Raw genomic sequence first — 20,432 nt, 5'->3', positions numbered from 1 at the left:
TCAAAACTATTCATAAACAAACATTATGACATTAGAAACAAAAAAAAGTGTTTTTGTTGAATTAGGAAAATTTCTGAAACAATTTTCCGAAAACGATACAATTCGAAAATCGGATGTTCTGCATAACGATTTATTTTTTGATGATTTCGAAAAGCTGATCTATTTATCGCAATCTCATAATGGTTGGTACACGCCTGAACAAGTGTATTTTGCAATAAAATCCTGGGCAGACGCTTTAACCGAAGAAAATCTTGATAAATGGATTTCAAATTACCGGACCGAGTTTTCTCAAAACAATGAAAACGAAAAAAATGTGGCGCTGATTTTAGCCGGAAATATTCCGTTAGTAGGTTTTCATGATTTTTTATCGGTTTTAATAACAGGAAACAAAGCTTTAATTAAAACATCATCAAACGATCAGCATCTATTGCCATTTTTAGCCAAATATTTAATTGCTGTTGATGAAAATTTAAACGATAAAATCACTTTCGTGGAAGGCAAACTGGAAAACTTTGATGCCGTAATTGCCACTGGTAGTAACAATACATCTCGATATTTCGAATACTATTTCAAAGACAAACCTTCGATTATTCGTAAAAACAGAAATTCGGCAGCTGTTTTAAATGGAAAAGAAAGTAAAGAAGAATTAGAAGCTTTAGGCGAAGATATTTTCCGTTATTTCGGATTAGGATGTCGTAATGTTTCAAAGATTTTTATTCCGAAAGGGTATTCTTTTGATGCCTTTTTCGAAGCTATTTTCAAATATCAGGATGTTATTCATTATGAAAAATACGCTAATAATTACGACTACAACAAAGCCGTATTTTTAATGAGCAATTTCAAATTATTGGATAATGGATTTTTGACTATAAAAGAAGATTCAAGCTACGCCTCACCTATTTCGAGTGTTTTTTATGAATTTTATGAAAATATCGAAGATTTACAGACTCGCCTTAAGGCTGATTCTGAACAAATTCAATGTATTGTTAGCAACGATTTAATCAAAAATAGCATCCCATTCGGCCAAACGCAAAATCCGCAATTGTGGGATTACGCAGATAACGTAGATACTATAACGTTTTTGTTAACAACAAAGTAAAAATATGTTTAATTATTTCGAATAATTTATCGCTTTTTCAGCTCCTATTGCCGAAATTTGCATCTTTAAAATTTTCGACTATTAACAAGAACCATGAAAAAACACAACTACAGCGCAGGTCCAAGTATTTTACCTCAGGAAGTTTTTGAGAAAGCATCAAAAGCAGTTTTAAACTTTAATGATTCAGGATTATCAATCCTTGAAATTTCACACCGAAGCAAAGATTTCGTTGCTGTTATGGATGAAGCTCGCTCCCTTGCTTTAGAGTTATTAGGACTTCAGGGAAAAGGATATCAGGCATTATTTTTACAAGGTGGTGCAAGTACAGCATTCTTAATGGCTCCGTACAACTTAATGAAAGAGAACGGAAAAGCAGCTTATTTAGATTCAGGTACATGGGCAACTGCTGCGATAAAGGAAGCTAAGAATTTTGGAGAAACTGTAGTAGTAGCTTCTTCAAAAGAAGAAAATTACAACCATATTCCAAAAGGATACGCAATACCAAGTGATGCTGATTATTTTCACTGCACAAGTAACAATACCATTTTTGGAACTCAAATGAAAGAATTCCCTGCAACCAATGTTCCTGTTGTTTGCGACATGAGTTCTGATATCTTTTCACGCGAATTAGATTTCTCAAAATTTGATTTAATCTATGCCGGAGCTCAAAAAAATATGGGACCTGCAGGAACTACTTTGGTAGTGGTTAAAGAAGAAATTTTAGAGAAAAGCGGAAGAACAATTCCAAGTATGTTAGATTACGCTAAACATATCAAAGCAGAAAGTATGTACAATACACCACCTGTTTTTGCTGTTTACGTTTCATTACTAACATTACAATGGATCAAAAGTAAAGGTGGAATTGCAGCGGTTGAGAAATTAAACGACGCAAAAGCAGATTTACTTTATAATGAAATCGACAGAAACCCATTATTCAAAGGTGCTGCAGCGGTTGAAGATCGTTCAAACATGAATGTTACTTTCTTATTAAACAACGCTGACCATACAGCAACTTTTGATGCTTTATGGAAAGAAGCAGGAATTTCAGGATTGCCTGGACACCGTTCTGTTGGTGGTTACAGAGCTTCTATTTACAACGCTATGCCTATCGAAAGTGTTCAGGTTTTAGTGGATGTAATGAAAGCTTTGGAGTCTAAGGTTTAATCGTTTTATACGTTTAATCGTTAATTTGTTTAACTGTTTAATCGTAAAAATGCTTCCTTTAAAATATCAAAAAAGAAAAAATTATAATAGTTGGTTCGTCGATTAAACAATCAACCAAATAAACAAAATATACACAATGAAAGTATTAGCGAATGATGGAATTTCAAAAAGTGGAATTCTGGCTTTAGAAAAAGGTGGATTTGAAGTTATAACTACAAAAGTAGCTCAGGAACAAGTAGCTAATTTTGTGAATGAAAACAATGTAGACGTAGTTTTAGTTCGTAGCGCAACTAAAGTTCGTAAAGATATTATTGACGCTTGTCCTGGTCTTAAAATTATTGGACGTGGTGGTGTTGGTATGGATAATATCGATGTTGATTATGCTAAAAGCAAAGGAATCCACGTAATTAACACACCTGCTTCATCATCAGAATCTGTTGCTGAGTTGGTATTTGGACACTTGTTTTCTGGTGTTCGTTTTTTACACGATTCTAACAGAAATATGCCTCTTGAAGGAGATTCAAACTTTGACGGTTTGAAAAAAGCTTATGCAAACGGAACTGAATTAAGAGGAAAAACTCTTGGTATCGTTGGTATCGGTCGTATTGGACAAGCTACTGCAAAAATGGCGCTTGGTTTAGGTATGAAAGTTATCGCCGCAGATAGTTTTATCCCTCAGGTTGACGTAAAAGTAGAATTCTTTGACGGACAATCTATAACTACAACAATCGTTTCTCAATCATTAGAATCTTTATTTAAAGAAGCTGATTTCATCACATTGCACGTTCCTGCTCAGGATGGTTACATCATTGGTGAGAAAGAATTAGCAATTATGAAAGACGGTGTTGGAATCGTAAACTGTGCTCGTGGTGGTGTTATTGACGAAGTTGCTTTAGTAAAAGCTTTAGATTCGGGAAAAGTTGCTTTTGCAGGTCTGGACGTTTTTGAAAGCGAACCGAAACCAGAAATGGCCATTTTAATGCATACTAAAATCTCTTTGACTCCTCATATTGGAGCTGCAACTGGAGAGGCACAAGACAGAATTGGTACTGAATTAGCATCACAAATTATTTCTTTGTTGAGTTAATTAATTATAATTAAATTATTTAGAAGGGATTTATTAACATCGTTTAATAAATCCCTTTCTTTTTTTGATTAAATTTGAGTTTAAATCTAATCTAAATTCTTTAAATCATGTTTGAACAATTAACACAATTAGTACAACAATACGGAGGCGATGCTGTTGTAAACAACACTGCTGTCCCAAATGAGCATAATGAAGCCGTAATTGGTGAGACTAGTAATTCAATATTCGCAGGCTTGCAAAAAATTGCTGCAGAAGGCGGTGCAGAACAATTGGCAGGCTTATTTAACGGAACATCATCAATCGACAGTTCTAATCCGGTTGTGCAGCAACTAACACAACAAGTGAGTGGAAACCTTGGTGAAAAATTTGGATTAAGCAGCGAGGCGTCTTCAGGAGTTGCAGCAAGCATGATTCCACAAATTCTAAGCTCCCTGGTAAATAAAGCAAAAGACCCAAATGACAGCAGTTTTAATATTTCAGATATTATAAGCTCAATTTCCGGCAACAGCGGACAGGCATCCAGCATTATGGACACCATTTCAAAATACGGAACTCAATTTGGTTTAGATCAAAACGCTGATGGAAAACTGGATGTAGCTGATGTTATGGTAGTTGCTAAAACTAAAGGTGGTATAGCTGGTTTTATTGGGAAAATCTTTGGAAGTAAATAAGCAAAGGAGGTTCTAAGATACTAAGGTTCTGAGTTTTCTCAACTTTATAAATATAAAAAGCTGTTAGAAACAGCTTTTTTTTTATGTCTTTAAAAAACCTTAACAACCTAGTATCTCAGAACCTTAGAACCTTTTCCAAAATTTATTCGTAAATTTAAGGTTCAAAAGTAGATCATGAAAAAGATAATTTACATATTGATCTTAATTATTATCGTCGCATGTTCTACGGCTTCGAAAAGTAATGCAGTTGCTTCAACTTCATCTAAATCAAATTCGGGAGTAAATGATACTGTTCGAATTGCAAATGATTCTTTAGAATACGAAGTTATTATAATAGATGTCGGTTTTAATACCTGGCTGGCTTCGCGGGCATATCCAAGAAATTATCATGCTTTGTCTTATCTTGAGCAAAAAAATTATTTGTACGTAACCGAATGGAATAATCGTGTGCTGCAACCACAACGTTTCGATCCAAATTTATACGAAATGTCAATTGATTATAGACCTGACATTCATTATGGTTACGAAGTAAATTACTTGATTTACAACTATATGATTTATTTTCAAAATACTTACAAACAAAAGCTTTGGGGGTATGTTCCATCCAGATAATGTTGCTATATTTGTAATCGTTTTAAATAAAGCATGGATAAATTAAAGAAACGTTGGGGTATTACCTCAAATGTACAAGCCATAATTATACTAATCGTTTTTGCCATCACAGGATCGGCATCTGCGTGGTTGTCTAAACCTTTTTGTGTTTGGCTAGGCATCACCAAAGAAGATTTTGGCGGTTGGTTTACTTTAATTCGTTTGTTAATTATCTTCCCTATTTATCAGGTTCTATTAGTTGCTATTGGAACCATTTTTGGTCAATTCCGCTTCTTTTGGAACTTCGAAAAGAAAATGCTCAAAAATATGGGGCTAGGATTTCTTTTCAAAAACTAAATTTCCTTACTGCTTTTCTGAAAATAGTAAGTATAAATCCACGTAAGTGTAAAAGAGGGAATCACATCTGTAAACGGAACTATCTCTTCGACGAAAGTCAAAATACTCGCCACTTTTCCTACTCTTCCTTTGTACATTCTGGTCATGATAAATGCGGCAATTGGCGCCCAAATTACATCTGAAAACTCACCAATTAAAGGAATACTGAAAGAAATCATTCCAATTCCATCCAAAAGCAAACCTAAAAGGAGTTTTCTCATTTTATCTTCTTCGTTTATTACTTCTAAATCTTGCATTTTCAATTCAATTAGAGATTATTCGAATTTAAAAAGAAATTGGCAAAGTAATTTATTTCTAATGCCTGTTTTTTTCTTTAATTACCACTTATTCAATTTTCAAGCCAATTTTATTTTTCAAATTAGAATTTGGAATTTATCCTTAAACTTAGGGATTGGAATTTGATTCTAATCAGAATCTTTGTTTCTTTGTAGAAACAGTTTCAAAAATGATACACGCAAAAAATATACATAAATTCTACGATCAGCTTGAAGTTTTAAAAGGAGTTGATCTACATATTAAAAAGGGTGAAATTGTTTCTATAGTTGGCGCTTCTGGTGCCGGAAAAACAACTTTATTACAGATTTTAGGAACTTTAGATAAACCGTCAAAATCTGAAACCGAAACTACATTAACTATTAATGGTGAAAATATTTTAGGACTGAATGATAAAACATTATCTAAATTCAGAAATTTAAATTTAGGTTTCATTTTTCAGTTTCACCAGCTTTTACCTGAATTTACAGCCTTGGAAAACGTATGTATTCCGGCTTATATTGCTGGTAAAAAACCATCTGAAACAGAAGCTGAAGCCAAAAAATTATTGACTTTTTTAGGATTATCACATCGTATCAATCATAAACCAAACGAACTTTCAGGCGGAGAACAACAACGTGTTGCTGTTGCGAGAGCTTTAATCAATAAACCTGATGTTATTTTTGCTGATGAACCTTCTGGGAATTTAGACACACATTCTGCAGAAAATTTGCATCAGTTATTTTTCCAGCTTCGTGATGAGTTCGGACAAACCTTTGTGATCGTAACACACAATGAAGAATTAGCTAATATGGCTGATAGAAAATTGATAATGTCTGACGGGCAAATTCTTTCTTAATGATTTTAATTTTAATCAGTTGGATTTACATTTTATTTACAACCATAAATCTGGGATTTGGTTTTGATAAAATTTTAGGTTTAAAAAACAATAATTTTGTAATCACATCCATTCTTGGATTATTTTCAGCAACTATTATTACCTCCATTTGGGCTATTTTTGGCAGGATTAATATTGAATTTCATGCCTTCTTATTACTACTTAATGTTATTTTATTACTTAGATTTCGAAATCAAATTGTTCAAACCTATAAATCATTTCTACTAGAAATCTACGATTTACAAAATATTCTAAAAGTATTTTTAGCGCTTATTTCTTTTTTGATAATCGCACAATGCGCCTCAATTCCCTATGTGATAGATAATGAATCCTATTACATTCAGACTATAAAATGGCTTAATGAATATGGTTTTGTAAAAGGACTTGTAAACCTGCATTTATTTTACGGTCAAATGAGTGGCTGGCATATTGCCCAAAGTGCTTTTAATTTTTCCTTTTTATATCAAAATTTCAATGACTTAAGTGGCTTTTGCTTATTGTTGGGAAATATTTTCGCTATTCAAAAATTAAATGAGTTTTACAAAAATGGAAACAAAAATTTCATCTTAACCGGGCTATTACCTGTCTTTAATATTTTTTTCTTTCAATTTATTAGTGCACCATCACCAGACATCCCTGTGTATATTTTCTCCTTTATTCTCTTTTTCTATTTCTTAGAGAACTTTAAAAAAATAACTGTCGAGAACTTTTATTTAATAATGATATTAGTTTTGTTTTTGCTTTACATTAAAAATACAACCTTAACTTTTTCCATTATTCCTATTATATTGATACTTCTTCATTTTCATTTTTTGTCTAAGAAGCTTTTAATACCGGTTATTTTAGCCACCTTAATACTTTCCCTTTTTGTCATAAAAAACATGATTGTATGCGGGGCACCAATTTTCCCGTCAAAAATAGGAGATTCTTTCTCAACAAATTATGCAATCCCTAATTCGATGGCTCATTTTTACTATGACCAAATCAAATATTATGGCTTTTTTGTTGATATGGACCAATACAATTCTATGTCAGTTTTTGATTTATTCAAAAAATGGATTTCAATGCCAAAGCTAAATGGTATATTCAACAAACTAAGTATTTTATTAATTTTGGCTGTGCCCTTCTTCATTTTTAAATTTCAAAATAAAAAAGCATTATGGATGCTGTATTTCATTATGCTACTACAGCTTTTTTTACTTTTTATAACGTCACCACAATATCGATTTTTCATGAATTTCATATTGTTCTTCTCTTTGTTTTGTTTTATTTCTATTGTTCAGGATAAAAAAATAATCAATTCATTATTAGTGCTTACGCTTATACCAACTATCGTTGTTTTATTTTTACCAATAAATTTAAATCAGTTTTCCAATCATAAATTTATGCTTGAAATCAGTAATTTTTCGGTCAAAAATCTTGTTTCGCCTTATCAAAATACTAAGAATAGCACCGCTTTTGAAACCATTCAGCTTGAAAATCTAAAATATAATTCACCTGTAAAAAATGATTTTTTCTGGGCGAATGGAAATGGTAAACTGCCTTGTGTAAATAAGGAGCAGTTGGAGTATTTTAAAGAATATTTTCATATTATTCCGCAAATGCGCACAAACGATCTAAAAGATGGATTCTATGCAAAAAAGATAGCTAAAAATGAATAAAGCAGAACTCAAAGAATTTCTCGACGAAAAAGTCATTCAATACAATAATCAGGATTTTATTGAGAGTGATCCTGTACAGATTCCTCATTTGTTTACTCAAAAAGAGGATATTGAAATTGCCGGTTTTTTAAGCGCAACAATTGCCTGGGGAAATCGAAAAATGATCATTAAAAACTCGCACCAAATGATGGAATTAATGGGTGACACACCATATGATTTTGTCATGTCGCATTCTGATGAAGATTTAGAAAGATTGGAAAACTTCGTACATCGTACTTTCAACGGAAAAGATTTAGGCGGATTTATAAAAGGATTACAGCATATTTATAAAAATCACAATGGTCTGGAAGCAGTATTTGCAAAAAATCAGGAAGAAAATAGTTTACAGAAAAGCATACATGAATTCAAAAAAATCTTCTTCGAAATTGATCATTTACCTCGAACACAAAAACATATTTCAGATCCGCTAAACAATTCAGCAGCAAAAAGAATTAACATGTATTTACGCTGGATGGTGCGTCAGGACACAAAAGGTGTTGATTTAGGCATTTGGAAAACCATTTCTCCATCTTCTTTATCTTGTCCACTTGACGTCCATTCTGGAAATGTAGCCCGAAAATTAGGTATCCTTTCAAGAAAACAAAATGATGGAAAAGCTTTAGCTGAATTGGATTTTAAGCTTCGCGAAATGGATTCAAAAGATCCCGTAAAATATGATTTTGCACTTTTCGGATTAGGCGTATTTGAAGGCTTTTAAGCTGTAAATCAGACCATATTATTCGAATTTCTCGCTTTTTTTTCGTAATATTACGATATAAAAGCTGCTTATATGGAATATGTTATCCACAACATTAAACATTACTATGTAATTCCGTTTTTTTTAGTTTTAGCTTTAGCGCTTGTTATTTTTCTATTATTGAATAGAATCTATTATCAATATAATTTACCTCACAGATATCATGTTACACTTGAATCACAGCGATTTTTAACTGAAATCACATTATCAAACTATGATAAAAATACGATTAAACAAAAAATAGCCGAATTTAAATCTCAGATTCCAATTCATAAAACATGGTGCAAAGAGATACTCGTAGAGGATCTTATCAAAATAAAAAACAATCTGAAAGGTAAAACAGCCAAAAACATTCTCATAATTTATAAAGCATTAGATTTAAACCATTATTCGGCCAGTTTAATTCGGGACTTTAGAAAATATAAAAAATACGAAGGAATCCGTCATTTTCAGGCTTTAGGTTATAAACCTGGGGTTTCACTTTTACAAAAATACCTATTTCATCCTAACAAGGTGATTCGCTCTAATGTAAATGTTGCTTATTTAGCCCTCTCAAAAGGTGATTGGAAGGCAGTTGGTAAAGTTCCCATTAAACGTTCCATCATTGCTACAATAAAAGTAATGGATGTTTTACACAAAGAAAAAATTCCGCAGCCAATACATCTGGATCTTTGGATTCAGTCTCAAGATCCAATGGTTTTAAAATTAGCGGTCATGACGATGGTTTTTTACAATTATAGAAATAAATCAGCCGAAATAATAAAATTGCTTTATCATGAAAATATAGTCTTGAAAATAGATGTAATTACAGCTGTGCAGGATCTTTTTTTAGAAGAAGCCGAGGATGATTTATTGTTTTTGTTTCCTAATGAACAACTAGTAATTCAGCTGGAAATGTTGGAGGCTCTCGGCGTTATAGGTTCTGAAAAAACAGTAGCTTTTTTAAAAAATGAAATTCCAAAACAAGAAATAAAGGATATTAAATTGAGAATGGTTTGTTCCTTAAACAATTTAGATCCTGTAGGTTTAGATTTATTAGGAAATCAGGATGCTGACACACAAAAAATGATTAATCACACTAGAAAGTTAGCATTATGATATATGAGTTTTTATCTTATCTGGTTCGCATTTATGATATTTTTGTCGCGTCTTTTTCTCTTGCCTACATACTGTTTTATATTTTTTTAGCCATATTATCGTATTTGGCCATTATTAAACATTTAAAAGAACAAAAATATCTGGAAGAAGAGGTTCTCCTTCGTTCTAACCACATCTGGGGTGTGTCGGTGGTAGCACCAGCCTTTAATGAGGGAGTAAATATTGTATACAATGTAAAATCATTGCTTTCCTTAACTTATCCAAAATTCGAAATTATCATTGTAAATGATGGAAGTACTGATGATACACTTGATAAATTAATTACCGAATTTGATTTGGTTAAAATTGACTTTTATTATCAGGAAAAAATTGTAACCCAACCCGTAAAAGGGCATTACAGATCTAAAAACCCTGTATATTCAAAATTACTGGTTGTTGACAAAGTAAACGGAAAAAGTAAGGCTGATGCCTCCAACGCAGGAATAAACACCTCGCAATATCAGTTGTTTTTGTGTACTGATGTCGATTGTATTTTAAAAAGTGATACGATCTTAAAATTGGCAAAACCCTTCATGGAAAACGAAACGAGAGTTATTGCAACCGGTGCAGGAATTCGGATTTCGAACTCCTGTGAAATAAAAGAAGGCTTTTTATTTAAAGTTCATTATCCAAGAGAATGGTATCCCTGTTTTCAGGAATTAGAATATGTTCGTTCTTTTATATTTGGGCGAATGGCATGGAGTCAAATAAACGGGCTTCTTCTTGTGTCTGGCGGATTAGGCATGTTTGATAAAGATATTGTTATAAAAGCAGGTGGCTATTGGCATAAATCATTAGGGGAAGATATGGAGCTCGTAACCCGAATGCGAAAATACATGCATGATACCAATGAAAAATTTTTGATTAAATATATTCCGGAGTCTCTTTGCTGGACAGAAGTTCCGAGTACTAAAACGGTTTTTTTAAGACAACGAATACGCTGGGCAAGAGGATTAGTTCAAACGCTTTATTTGCATCGAAAAATGTTTTTAAATCCAAAATACGGACGAACAGCTTTTCTGGTTTTGCCTTTTTTTTTCACTTTTGAATTTTTAGTTCCAATAATTGAACTTCTGGGCATCTTAACTTTAATCTTCAGTTTTATATTTGGAACTACAGATTTTCAATATCTTTTAATAATTACTACAATAATTTATCTGTTTTATCTTTCGATAACAATAATATCTATTTTGATTGACGAGATATTATATAAAAGTTACGCCCATTATAAAGAATTGATTACACTGATCGGAATGGCAATTATTGAACCTATAGCTTATCATCCTATTAATGTTTATGCCTCATTGAAGGGATATTGGTATTTCTTTGCTCAAAAAGAACAAAAATGGGGCATCATGGTTCGTAAAGGCTATGAAAAGCCCACTAAAAAATAATTTAAAGATGAAAAATATTAAAATAACATACTTGGCTAAGCTGTTTTTTTGTCTGTTTTTATTTTTTAACAACACTATAGAAGCGCAAAAAAAAATGGATACAGACAGTCTTTTAACTGTTATTATCAAAGACATGAAAGCAAGCAAACCAAATTATAAGCTAAACATTCAGAGAGCATTGCTGGGAAAAAAATTAGCCCCGGATTATCTTGATTTTCATTTAGTTTTAGGTCGAAATTATGATTTGACAAAAGTAAAAGACAGCGCACGATACTATTATAATTATGTGATTGATAAAAATCCTGTTTATGAAGATGCTTTTCACTATTTGCTTAATCTGGATATTGAAGAAAAAAAATATGATGAAGGCTTGGTCTTGGTAAACAAAGCCATCGAATTATATCCAGACAGCAGGACTTTCAGGCTTAAAAGAATTGGTATTTACTCCTTGCAAAATGATACAACAAATGAGGAAAAATACCTGAAATCGATTAGGGCAAAATTTCCCGATGATCCTGAAATTGAGCAACTATTATTTGAACTCTATTCTAAAATAAACTTTGACAGAGTTGGTGCTTACTATAATATCACGACAATTGATCGCGACGGAGTTGGGCCCTGGCATTTTGTAAGTACTGATTATGTAAGACAGCGTTCCTGGGGAAGTTTGATTGGCAGGGTCAATTATGCCCGAAGGTTATCTTCAAATGCTGTTATGTCAAGCGGTTTACAGTTTGAAGCAGAATCTTACCTTTTTGCTAAAAAGAACAACTATCATTACATTGATGTGGCCTTTAGTAAGGATGATGCTTTTCCAGAATGGAGATTTGGTTATTCTTATTTTCACACCTTCAAAAAGGGCTGGGAAGCCGATTTGGGAGCCCGTTACATCGTCATGCAGGATAATAGTGACTTAAAAACACTAAATGTTGGTGTTGGAAAATATTTTGGTTCTTACTGGGTCAACTTACGATCTTATATTCAAAAAGACGGAACTTCATTTACCGCAACTTCCCGATATTATTTTAAAACAAAATATGACTATGTTACGCTTATTGCTGGTTACGGAACTTCGCCAGACGACAGGACAAGATCTGCAGAATATGATACCAGAATGTCTTTACGTTCTTATCGTTTAAGTGCAGGCTTTTTTAAATTGATTAAAAGCCACTATATTTTAGGAATTCTAATTACAGATAATGAACAGGAATACACGGCAGATAAATTTCAAACCGAACTTGATTTTGCGTTTTTATTGCAATACAAATTTTAAATATTATGAAAAAAAGGCATTACATCTGTTTAGTTCAACTCTTTTCTTTCTTAATCAGCTTTACGATCATGGCACAATCTAAAATCATTATATCAAACAAAAACAGCATTATTTTAAAGTCTGAAAATGCCGAAAGCGCTGCTTTACTTTTGAAAAAATATCTGGATAAAGCATTTATAAAACCATTTGGAGAGATCTCTGGAAATAGTAGCGACGATTCATCTGCCATAATCTTAGAAATATCAGATCAGGAAAAACTAAAAGCAAACGAATTTATCATCAAAAGTGATTCAAAATCTATCTATTTAATAGCACAAAACTCCAAATATCTTCGTTACGCGGTTTACACCTTACTTGAAATTTGGGAGTTTCGAAAATTTACTGCCACTGAAACCTATATTCCAAAAGTGGAACATCTGACATTTTCGAAAAATTTCAAGAAAACCTATCAGCCAGCATTCGATTACAGAGCCCTTTTTTATCCCGATAGTTATGATGAAGATTTTAGAGACTGGCACAAACTCGATTGGCAGGTAGATGATTTTGGCATATGGGGACATTCGTTTAGTGTCCTGGTTCCGGCAAAAGAATATTTCAAAAATAATCCCAAACTTTTTGCTTTGTACGAAGGAAAAAGAAATGGAGAATCTTTGTGTATGAGCAATGATACTGTCGTGGATTTGGTGGAAAAAAAAATGACTAAAATTATTGCCGACACCCCCAATGCCCAATTTTATTCGGTTAGCCAGAATGATGATGTGGTGTATTGTGAATGTGCTGAATGCAAAAAATTGAATGACAAATATGGTGGGCCTCAGGGATCTTTTTATTATTTCTTAAATAAAATAGCAAAACATTTTCCAAAAACAAAAATCACCACGCTAGCCTATTTACACACGCTAAAACCGCCTGTAAATTTAAAAATAGATGCTAACATTTATACTATTTTTTGTCCGATTGAATTAAATCGCGGAAAAGCAATTACAGCTCAAAATTCGGCTTCATTTATAAAAATGCTGGAAAACTGGAGTGTAATCTCTCCACATTTATTTCTTTGGGATTATACGGTTCAGTTTTCTAATTATATGTCGCCGTTTCCCAATTTCGAACCTTTTCAGAGCAACTATCAACTCTTTAAAAAAAATAAGGTAAAGGGTATGTTTGTGCAGGGGTACGCTGATATTCCCGGGGATTTTTCAGAATTAAGACAATATCTTCTGGCCAAATTACTGTGGGATACTGATATTGATATTAAAGCTGTTACTGCAGATTTTTTGAGAGGTTTTTATGGAAAAGCAGCACCATTTGTTGGAAATTATTTAACTCTTTTATCTGAAAATCAAAACAAAAGCAATACCTATTTAGATATTTATTCAGGACCCGTACAGGCCAGAAATACTTTTTTGACTCCTGAAGCGATGGATCAATATGATAAATTACTCGAGAAAGCATCGATCGCAGTTGAAGACGACAACACGCTAAATCTCAGAATTCAAAAATTACGTTTAGCGTTGGAGTTTGTTTATTTCGAGCAATCTAAATTTTACGGAAAAAACCAACATGGAATGTTTATCGTAAATGATAAAGGAGAAAAAGAAGTAAAAAAAGGTTTAACAGAAAGAGTTTTGAAATTCACAAAGTCCTGCAATGAATTTGGAATTTATGAATTAAGTGAAGGTGGACTTTCACCAGATAACTATTACAAAGAATGGTTGGAAATTTGCAAAAACACTACAACACATTTAGGTGAGGATTTAAAAGTGAGTTTTATAACACCGCCGTCAGATGATTTTAAGGGAAAAGGAGTCGTTGGTTTAGTTGACGGAAACAAAGGCTATAAAGACTTCAATATCAACTGGATTGGGTGGTATAAAACGGAACCTTCTCTTGAAATCGAAACAAAAAAACTAGATTTTAATACGTTGAAATTAAATTTTCTGGAAGATCAGAGGCATTGGATTTTTACACCGAAAAAAATATTGATTTATGGTTATGAGAATCAAAAATGGGTGCTTTTAGAAGAAAAAACTTGTGATAATTTAACTGAAAATGACCAAATTACAACAAAATCATGGGAAATTATAAATCAAAAATTTAGTAGCTTTATAAAAATCAAAATACTTATTAAACCCCAAACTGAACTACCTAGCTGGAGGAAACGAAAAAATAAAAAACCTATGCTAATGATGGACGAAATTGAGTTATATAAAAAATAAAAGCCAACATGGATAGCAGCGAAAAAAAAATTCTGATTATCGATAATGATGAAATGACTATCGAAATTCTTAAATTTATTCTGAAAAAAGAAGGGTATAATGTAAGTATTGCCAATGATGGGGTTAGTGCATTGGAACGGATTCCGATCATAATGCCTGACTTAGTTATTACTACCATAATTATTCCACTAAAATCGGGGATGCAAATTATTAGTGAGATCAAACAAAATTTCAAAAATATTAAGGTTATTGCGCTTTCTTCACTTGGCGAAGAAGAAAGCACTGTTGAAGAAGCTTTTGAATTGGGTGTTGATGATTTTATAGCAAAACCTTTTAATCCAAATGAGCTTTTATTGCGAATAAAACGATTTTTATAGCAATTTAAAGCCTAATTTTGAGAAATACGAATGCCCCAAACTGTTGTAATTTCTAAGAAACATCAATTTTTCAGCTATTTATAGCTATCTTTGCACAAAATTTAATGCAAATGAGCACTTTCGAAAAATTCAATCTTCCAAAATCAGTACAAAAAGCAATCGACGAATTAGGCTTTGTTACGCCTACTCCTATTCAGGAAAAATCTTTTTCAGTGATTATGTCTGGCCGAGATATGATGGGAATTGCACAAACCGGAACCGGTAAAACATTTGCTTATTTATTACCTCTTTTAAAGTTATACAAATTTACCCCAACGAATACACCTAAAATTGTAATTCTGGTTCCTACACGTGAACTAGTTGTTCAGGTTGTAGATGAAATCGAGAAATTGACCAAATACATGTCGGTTAGTACGCTTGGTATTTTTGGTGGTGTAAACATAAATACACAGAAAAAAGCCGTTTACGAAGGAGTGGATATTTTGGTAGGAACACCAGGTAGAATGATGGATTTGGCTTTAGATGCTGTAGTTCGTTTTGATGAAACTCAGAAATTAGTTATCGATGAGTTTGATGAAATGCTGAATCTTGGTTTCCGCACACAATTGACGGCGCTTTTGGCAATGATGAAAACAAAACGTCAAAACATCTTATTCTCTGCAACCATGACTGATGAAGTTGATGCTGTTTTGAATGACTTTTTTGATTTCCCGGAAGAAGTTACCCTTGCCGCTTCAGGAACTCCACTTGAAAATATTACTCAGATTACATATAACGTTCCAAATTTCAATACGAAAGTAAACTTGCTGAAACATCTATTAGAAACAAACGAAAGCATGGAACGTGTTTTGGTTTTTGTGAATAATAAAAAGATTTCGGATATGCTTCACACGCGTATCGAGGAAGATTTTGAAGGTCAGTTTGGGGTAATTCACTCTAACAAATCTCAAAATTACCGTTTGAGCACCATGGCTGAATTCCAGGAAGGAAATCTTCGTGGATTGATTACTACTGATATTATGGCGAGAGGTTTGGATATTTCGAATATCTCTCACGTAATTAACTTCGAGCTTCCTGAGTTTCCTGAATTATACATGCACAGAATTGGTCGTACAGGTCGTGCAGATGCTACAGGAACTGCCATTAGTTTTATCACACCTCGTGAAGAAGAATTTAAAGTGGAAGTAGAAGTTTTAATGAATCAGGAATTAGAAATAGCAGAATTCCCTGAAGAAGTTGAAATTTCGGCCAAATTAATTGAACCTGAAAAAGACAAACAGCCTATTAAGTTTTTAATGAAAAAAGTGAAACTTGATGGCGATGGTGCTTTCCATGATAAAGCAAAAAAGAACAAGAAAGTCAACCTTGGAGGACCTTCTAAAACGAAAAAGAAAACACACGGATCTGTCAATCGAAATATGTTAAAAACGAGAGACAAGAAGAGAAAAGATAAAGATAAATAAGATATAAAATCCCAATAAAAAAATTCCAAATTCCAAACTTAGTAAAGATGGGAATTTGGAATTTTTTATTTAAAATATAGTGTGAATTAAGAGGCCAATACTATTCAAAATAAAAATACTCAACCAAAGCCAGGTTTTTTGATATTTACCAAATTGCAAATAATCTTTTACCTCTCTCATATTCAAAAACCTGAATACAACAATCATAAATGATAAAATAATAATCAAGGCAGCAAAATAAGCTAAATTAATCTGTTCATTTATCTTAAAAGAGATGAACAAACTATTTAACAAATTCAAAAAACTTAATAGTAAGAACGCTTGAGGGAATATCCATGCAGCAATACTTTTTCTAATTAAACCAATTCCTCCTAAAAGTAATAATGTCCAACAAAAAACATTAAAGAGTAGTACATTTTTCTGTGGAATTCCACTTCCAACCATTTTATAGGATTGAAAAGATAGTTCTTTCCAATTGGTCATTAAAAGTTGTAAATCAATTAAAATAAAGACAATTGAACAGATAATCAAAAGAAATCCTAAAGCTCTTGTAACTTTTTCTAAACTGATCATATACTTTACTTAGTAAACACAAGCCCAACTGGCGAACACAATTCAATTCTTTTTCCTGTATCCGTAAGTTTTCCGGTTGCTTTATCTCTTTTAAAGATTACGATATTATTAGTGTATTGATGCCCTACTAATAGATAATTTCCTGTTGGGTCAATTGCAAAATCTCTTGGGCCTTTTCCTAAAGTACTTTGTTGTTCTACTAATTCAATAGTTCCGTTTTTTAGAATTTTATAAACTGTGATATTGTTCGCATCTACTCTGTCGGTTACATACAAAAACTTTCCGTCAGGTGATATTTTGATTGCCGCCGCACCGGTTCCGCCTTTGAAATCTTTTGCCAGAATACTTGTTTCTGCAATCTTTTTTAGGTTTCCGCTTTTATCGTAACTAAAAGTCGTAAGCGTTGCATCTAATTCCTGAATTAGATATACAAATTTACCATCTTTACTAAATGTCAAATGTCTAGGTCCGCTTCCTGGCTTTACATCAACACTTCCTTTTAAGGTTAGTATTTCGTTTTTAGAATGCGGATTGTATTTATAAATAAACACTTTGTCCAAACCTAAGTCATTAGATAAAACAAATTTTTTGTCCGGAGAAAAAACCACCATATGTACATGCGCTTTTTCCTGACGCGCTGCGTTAGGTCCTTTTCCTTCATGCTGAATAACCTGCTGCACTGTAGTAATACTTCCATTTGTCTGTTTCTTAAAAACAACAATATTACCACCAGAATAATTGGCCACAATAACGTTTTTATCATCATTGATCAAGTGACAAGGGTCGGCACCTAAGGCATCATTTTGATTTAAAAAGTTAACCTTTCCTAATTTTGCATTGTATCCAAAAGCACTTACTGTACTCTGATTTCCGTTTTCGTTTACTACATATATAAATTTATTATCTGGCGAAACCGATAAATAACTTGGGCTGATAATACCTTCCGAAGAATTTTTAAACTTAAACTCACCAGAAGAAGCATCGAATTCATAAATATAGATTCCGTTGCTCTGACAAGTATTAGTATAAGTGCCGATTAATAAATTAAATTTATTCTGAGCCTGAGTTGTAAAAGCTAACGCTGAAAAAAGCAGTATATATAATCCTTTCATAGTTTTTTGAGGTTTTTTGAATATGCTAAAATACTCAATAATATCATTAGAAATTACATTTTTAGTTACAAATGAATTATCAAAAGTTACATTTTTCAAATCTCATTGTGCCATTTTAAACCATACAAAAAATATATGCCAATTTAAATTTTCACTATGCTTATAATCTCTTATATTACTTATATGGTTTAACTAAAAATTTGTATTTTTGACCAGTATCTACAAAACGTAGTGAAATAAATCGAAGCCGGAATGCATTTTAAACACCCCGAAATTCTATACTTTCTGTTTTTATTGATTGTTCCAATTTTGGTGCATTTGTTTCAATTACGACGTTTTAAAACTTCTTATTTTACAAACGTCAAATTCTTAAAAGAACTTGCTGTTCAGACGCGTAAAAGTTCTAAAATTAAAAAAAGATTATTATTAGCTACCCGATTATTATTGTTGACTTGCGTTATAGTGGCTTTTGCTCAGCCTTTTTTCGAAGCCAAAGACAGTAAAAATGCCTCAAACGAAATGTATATCGTTCTGGATAATTCTTTCAGTATGCAGGCCAAAGGTAAAAAAGGGGAACTATTAAAACGTGCCGTTCAGGAATTATTAGAAAACACACCGGAAACAGCCCAGTTTTCATTATTAACCAACACTGAAAATTACTGGAATACTGATATAAAATCTTCAAAAAGTGCTTTACAGAATTTAAAATACAGTGCCACACCTTTCGAACTTTCTTCGATAATGGCAAAAATCAAAGCGCATAAATCGGCGCATAAAAAAGATATTGTTATTATTACGGATGCCGTAGGTTTAGCCGAAAAAGACATAAAAAATATCGATTCTGAAGAAAATCCTTATTTTATAGTTCCGGAAGCAGAACAAAAAAACAATGTTGCTATTGATAGTGTATTCATTAATCAGACTTTAGAAAATTTTTATGAAATCGGAATTAATTTATCAGCTTATGGTGATGATTTCAAACCCATTTCAATGGCCTTGTACAATCAAAATAAACTGATTGCCAAAACTATTATTAATTTCGACAAGAAGAAAAAAGAAATCAATTTTACCATTCCAAAAGAAGCTTTCCATGGATATGTAACTATTGAAGATAATGGCCTGACATACGATAACAAACTATATTTCAGCATTTCAAAAGCTAAAAAAACAAACGTTATCAGCATTGGAGACCCTGAAAAAAGTAATTTCTTATCGAGAATTTACACTTCAGCTGAATTCAATTACCATAATTACTCCATCAGCAGTTTAGATTACAATAGTCTTGAAGAACAAAATACTATTATTCTAAATGAATTAATTGAAGTTCCACAAGCACTGCAAACTACTTTAAAAGCATTTGTCTCGAAAGGCGGAAATTTAGTTGTAATTCCTTCTGAAAAAACTTCTGTTTCTAATCTTAATTCTTTTCTTGGAAATTTTGGGAAAGTTCAGTTTGGAAATCTTGAATCTAAAAGCAAGTTAATTACGAAAATTAACTTTGATCATCCTTTATTTTCTGGTGTTTTCGAAAACAAAATCACTAATTTTCAATATCCAAAAACAAATAGCTCGTTTGCTGTTTCAAGTCCGTATCCTGTGGTTTTATCTTATGAAGATCAAAGTGTATTTGTAACTGCGATTCAAAATCCGGTTTCAGGAATTACTGTTTTTTCAGGACCTATAAATGCAGAGAATTCAAACTTTCAGCAATCACCCTTGATTGTACCTCTTTTTTATAAAATGGGACAGAACAATCAAAAAACGGGTGTAAATGCGTTAACAATCGGCAATAATCAACCTTATTTTGTGGATGTTTTATTGACAAAAGATGCCATTTTGGAAGTGAAAGGAAACGAAGATTCTTTCATCCCGATTCAACAGATTTTAAACAATAAAGTAAAATTAACTTTCAACGACTTTCCTGATACGGCCGGAAATTATACTGTTTTTGATAAAAAAGAATCGATTGAAAACCTGAGTTTCAATTACAAACGAAGTGAAAGTGATTTGAGTCAGGTAAATACAAATGCTGTTTCCGATTTTAAAACTGCCGATACAATTTCGACCATATTTAACACCTTACAAACTGAACGAACTGACAGCCAAATTTGGAAATGGTTTGTTATCTTTGCACTGTTATTTTTAGCATTAGAAATGGCAATTATCAAATTTGTAAAGTAAAGCTTAGATTTCTTTAAAGCTTTTTACTTTTTACAAAAATCATTTTACGATTTAAGTACAAAATAAATTT

At 32.4% G+C, this 20,432-nt stretch carries 19 protein-coding genes; 16 read left to right on the top strand and 3 right to left on the bottom strand.

The annotated features are described in order from the left end of the window. The first annotated feature begins 25 nt into the window (after nt 1-25). The 6 genes from AC3ITQ_RS12895 (at nt 26) to AC3ITQ_RS12870 (ending at nt 4,969) form a co-directional block, all read left to right on the top strand. Nucleotides 26-1,099, top strand: a complete 1,074-nt coding sequence (locus AC3ITQ_RS12895) for an acyl-CoA reductase (RefSeq protein ID WP_489234626.1) — start codon at nt 26-28, stop codon at nt 1,097-1,099. 93 nt (nt 1,100-1,192) lie between these two features. After that, nucleotides 1,193-2,263: a 3-phosphoserine/phosphohydroxythreonine transaminase gene (gene serC, locus AC3ITQ_RS12890; RefSeq protein WP_489234625.1), complete on the top strand. Its 1,071-nt coding sequence runs from the start codon at nt 1,193-1,195 to the stop codon at nt 2,261-2,263. A 136-nt stretch (nt 2,264-2,399) separates the two neighbouring features. Next, complete coding sequence (locus AC3ITQ_RS12885) at nt 2,400-3,350, top strand: D-2-hydroxyacid dehydrogenase (protein WP_074656980.1); 951 nt, start codon at nt 2,400-2,402, stop codon at nt 3,348-3,350. Nucleotides 3,351-3,457: 107 nt separating this feature from the next. Continuing rightward, the gene (locus AC3ITQ_RS12880; protein ID WP_489234624.1) at nt 3,458-4,021 is read left to right on the top strand and encodes a hypothetical protein; all 564 of its coding nucleotides are present in this window, start codon (nt 3,458-3,460) and stop codon (nt 4,019-4,021) included. Nucleotides 4,022-4,195: 174 nt separating this feature from the next. Further along, nucleotides 4,196-4,633, top strand: coding sequence for a DUF6146 family protein (locus AC3ITQ_RS12875; protein ID WP_489234623.1), 438 nt, complete (start codon nt 4,196-4,198; stop codon nt 4,631-4,633). A gap of 33 nt (nt 4,634-4,666) precedes the next feature. Then, complete coding sequence (locus tag AC3ITQ_RS12870) at nt 4,667-4,969, top strand: DUF6787 family protein (RefSeq protein WP_375032002.1); 303 nt, start codon at nt 4,667-4,669, stop codon at nt 4,967-4,969. Here the strand turns inward: AC3ITQ_RS12870 and AC3ITQ_RS12865 are convergent. Beyond that, on the bottom strand, nt 4,966-5,265 hold the full coding sequence (locus AC3ITQ_RS12865) for a hypothetical protein (RefSeq protein ID WP_489234622.1): 300 nt from the start codon (nt 5,263-5,265) through the stop codon (nt 4,966-4,968). The genes AC3ITQ_RS12870 and AC3ITQ_RS12865 overlap by 4 nt on opposite strands. Before the next feature lie 209 nt (nt 5,266-5,474). Between AC3ITQ_RS12865 and AC3ITQ_RS12860 the strand changes: the two genes are divergently transcribed. The 9 genes from AC3ITQ_RS12860 to AC3ITQ_RS12820 all read left to right on the top strand — a co-directional run bounded on the left by AC3ITQ_RS12860 (nt 5,475) and on the right by AC3ITQ_RS12820 (nt 16,496). Further along, entirely contained in the window at nt 5,475-6,140 is a 666-nt protein-coding gene (locus AC3ITQ_RS12860) for an ABC transporter ATP-binding protein (RefSeq protein WP_489234621.1), read from the top strand. After that, nucleotides 6,140-7,840, top strand: coding sequence for an LIC_10190 family membrane protein (locus tag AC3ITQ_RS12855; protein ID WP_489234620.1), 1,701 nt, complete (start codon nt 6,140-6,142; stop codon nt 7,838-7,840). The genes AC3ITQ_RS12860 and AC3ITQ_RS12855 overlap by 1 nt, the downstream gene beginning before the upstream one ends. Continuing rightward, nucleotides 7,833-8,597, top strand: coding sequence for a TIGR02757 family protein (locus AC3ITQ_RS12850; protein ID WP_489234619.1), 765 nt, complete (start codon nt 7,833-7,835; stop codon nt 8,595-8,597). The genes AC3ITQ_RS12855 and AC3ITQ_RS12850 overlap by 8 nt, the downstream gene beginning before the upstream one ends. A 72-nt stretch (nt 8,598-8,669) precedes the next feature. Continuing rightward, entirely contained in the window at nt 8,670-9,734 is a 1,065-nt protein-coding gene (locus tag AC3ITQ_RS12845) for a hypothetical protein (protein ID WP_489234618.1), read from the top strand. Beyond that, on the top strand, nt 9,731-11,167 hold the full coding sequence (locus AC3ITQ_RS12840) for a glycosyltransferase family 2 protein (protein WP_489234617.1): 1,437 nt from the start codon (nt 9,731-9,733) through the stop codon (nt 11,165-11,167). The genes AC3ITQ_RS12845 and AC3ITQ_RS12840 overlap by 4 nt, the downstream gene beginning before the upstream one ends. A gap of 94 nt (nt 11,168-11,261) precedes the next feature. Then, a complete protein-coding gene (locus tag AC3ITQ_RS12835; RefSeq protein ID WP_489234616.1) occupies nt 11,262-12,440 on the top strand; it encodes a YaiO family outer membrane beta-barrel protein in 1,179 nt (392 codons plus the stop codon). 5 nt (nt 12,441-12,445) lie between these two features. Then, nucleotides 12,446-14,656: a glycoside hydrolase family 20 protein gene (locus AC3ITQ_RS12830; protein WP_489234615.1), complete on the top strand. Its 2,211-nt coding sequence runs from the start codon at nt 12,446-12,448 to the stop codon at nt 14,654-14,656. Nucleotides 14,657-14,664: 8 nt separating this feature from the next. Continuing rightward, nucleotides 14,665-15,033, top strand: a complete 369-nt coding sequence (locus tag AC3ITQ_RS12825; RefSeq protein WP_375032011.1) for a response regulator transcription factor — start codon at nt 14,665-14,667, stop codon at nt 15,031-15,033. A 110-nt stretch (nt 15,034-15,143) separates the two neighbouring features. After that, complete coding sequence (locus AC3ITQ_RS12820) at nt 15,144-16,496, top strand: DEAD/DEAH box helicase (protein WP_489234614.1); 1,353 nt, start codon at nt 15,144-15,146, stop codon at nt 16,494-16,496. A gap of 69 nt (nt 16,497-16,565) precedes the next feature. Here AC3ITQ_RS12820 and AC3ITQ_RS12815 read toward each other — a convergent pair whose 3' ends face one another. Together AC3ITQ_RS12815 and AC3ITQ_RS12810 are read right to left on the bottom strand one after the other, a co-directional pair. Beyond that, nucleotides 16,566-17,069, bottom strand: coding sequence for a hypothetical protein (locus AC3ITQ_RS12815; RefSeq protein ID WP_489234613.1), 504 nt, complete (start codon nt 17,067-17,069; stop codon nt 16,566-16,568). 5 nt (nt 17,070-17,074) lie between these two features. Beyond that, complete coding sequence (locus AC3ITQ_RS12810) at nt 17,075-18,181, bottom strand: lactonase family protein (protein WP_489238935.1); 1,107 nt, start codon at nt 18,179-18,181, stop codon at nt 17,075-17,077. 252 nt (nt 18,182-18,433) lie between these two features. On the opposite strand from AC3ITQ_RS12810, the gene AC3ITQ_RS12805 reads away from it, so the two are divergent. Next, complete coding sequence (locus tag AC3ITQ_RS12805; protein ID WP_489234612.1) at nt 18,434-20,362, top strand: BatA domain-containing protein; 1,929 nt, start codon at nt 18,434-18,436, stop codon at nt 20,360-20,362. Nucleotides 20,363-20,432: the final 70 nt, after the last annotated feature.

The organism is Flavobacterium sp. KH_001 (assembly GCF_057840745.1).
Note: the sequence above shows the minus strand (reverse complement) of the source record. Positions and strands in the feature narration are given on the sequence as shown.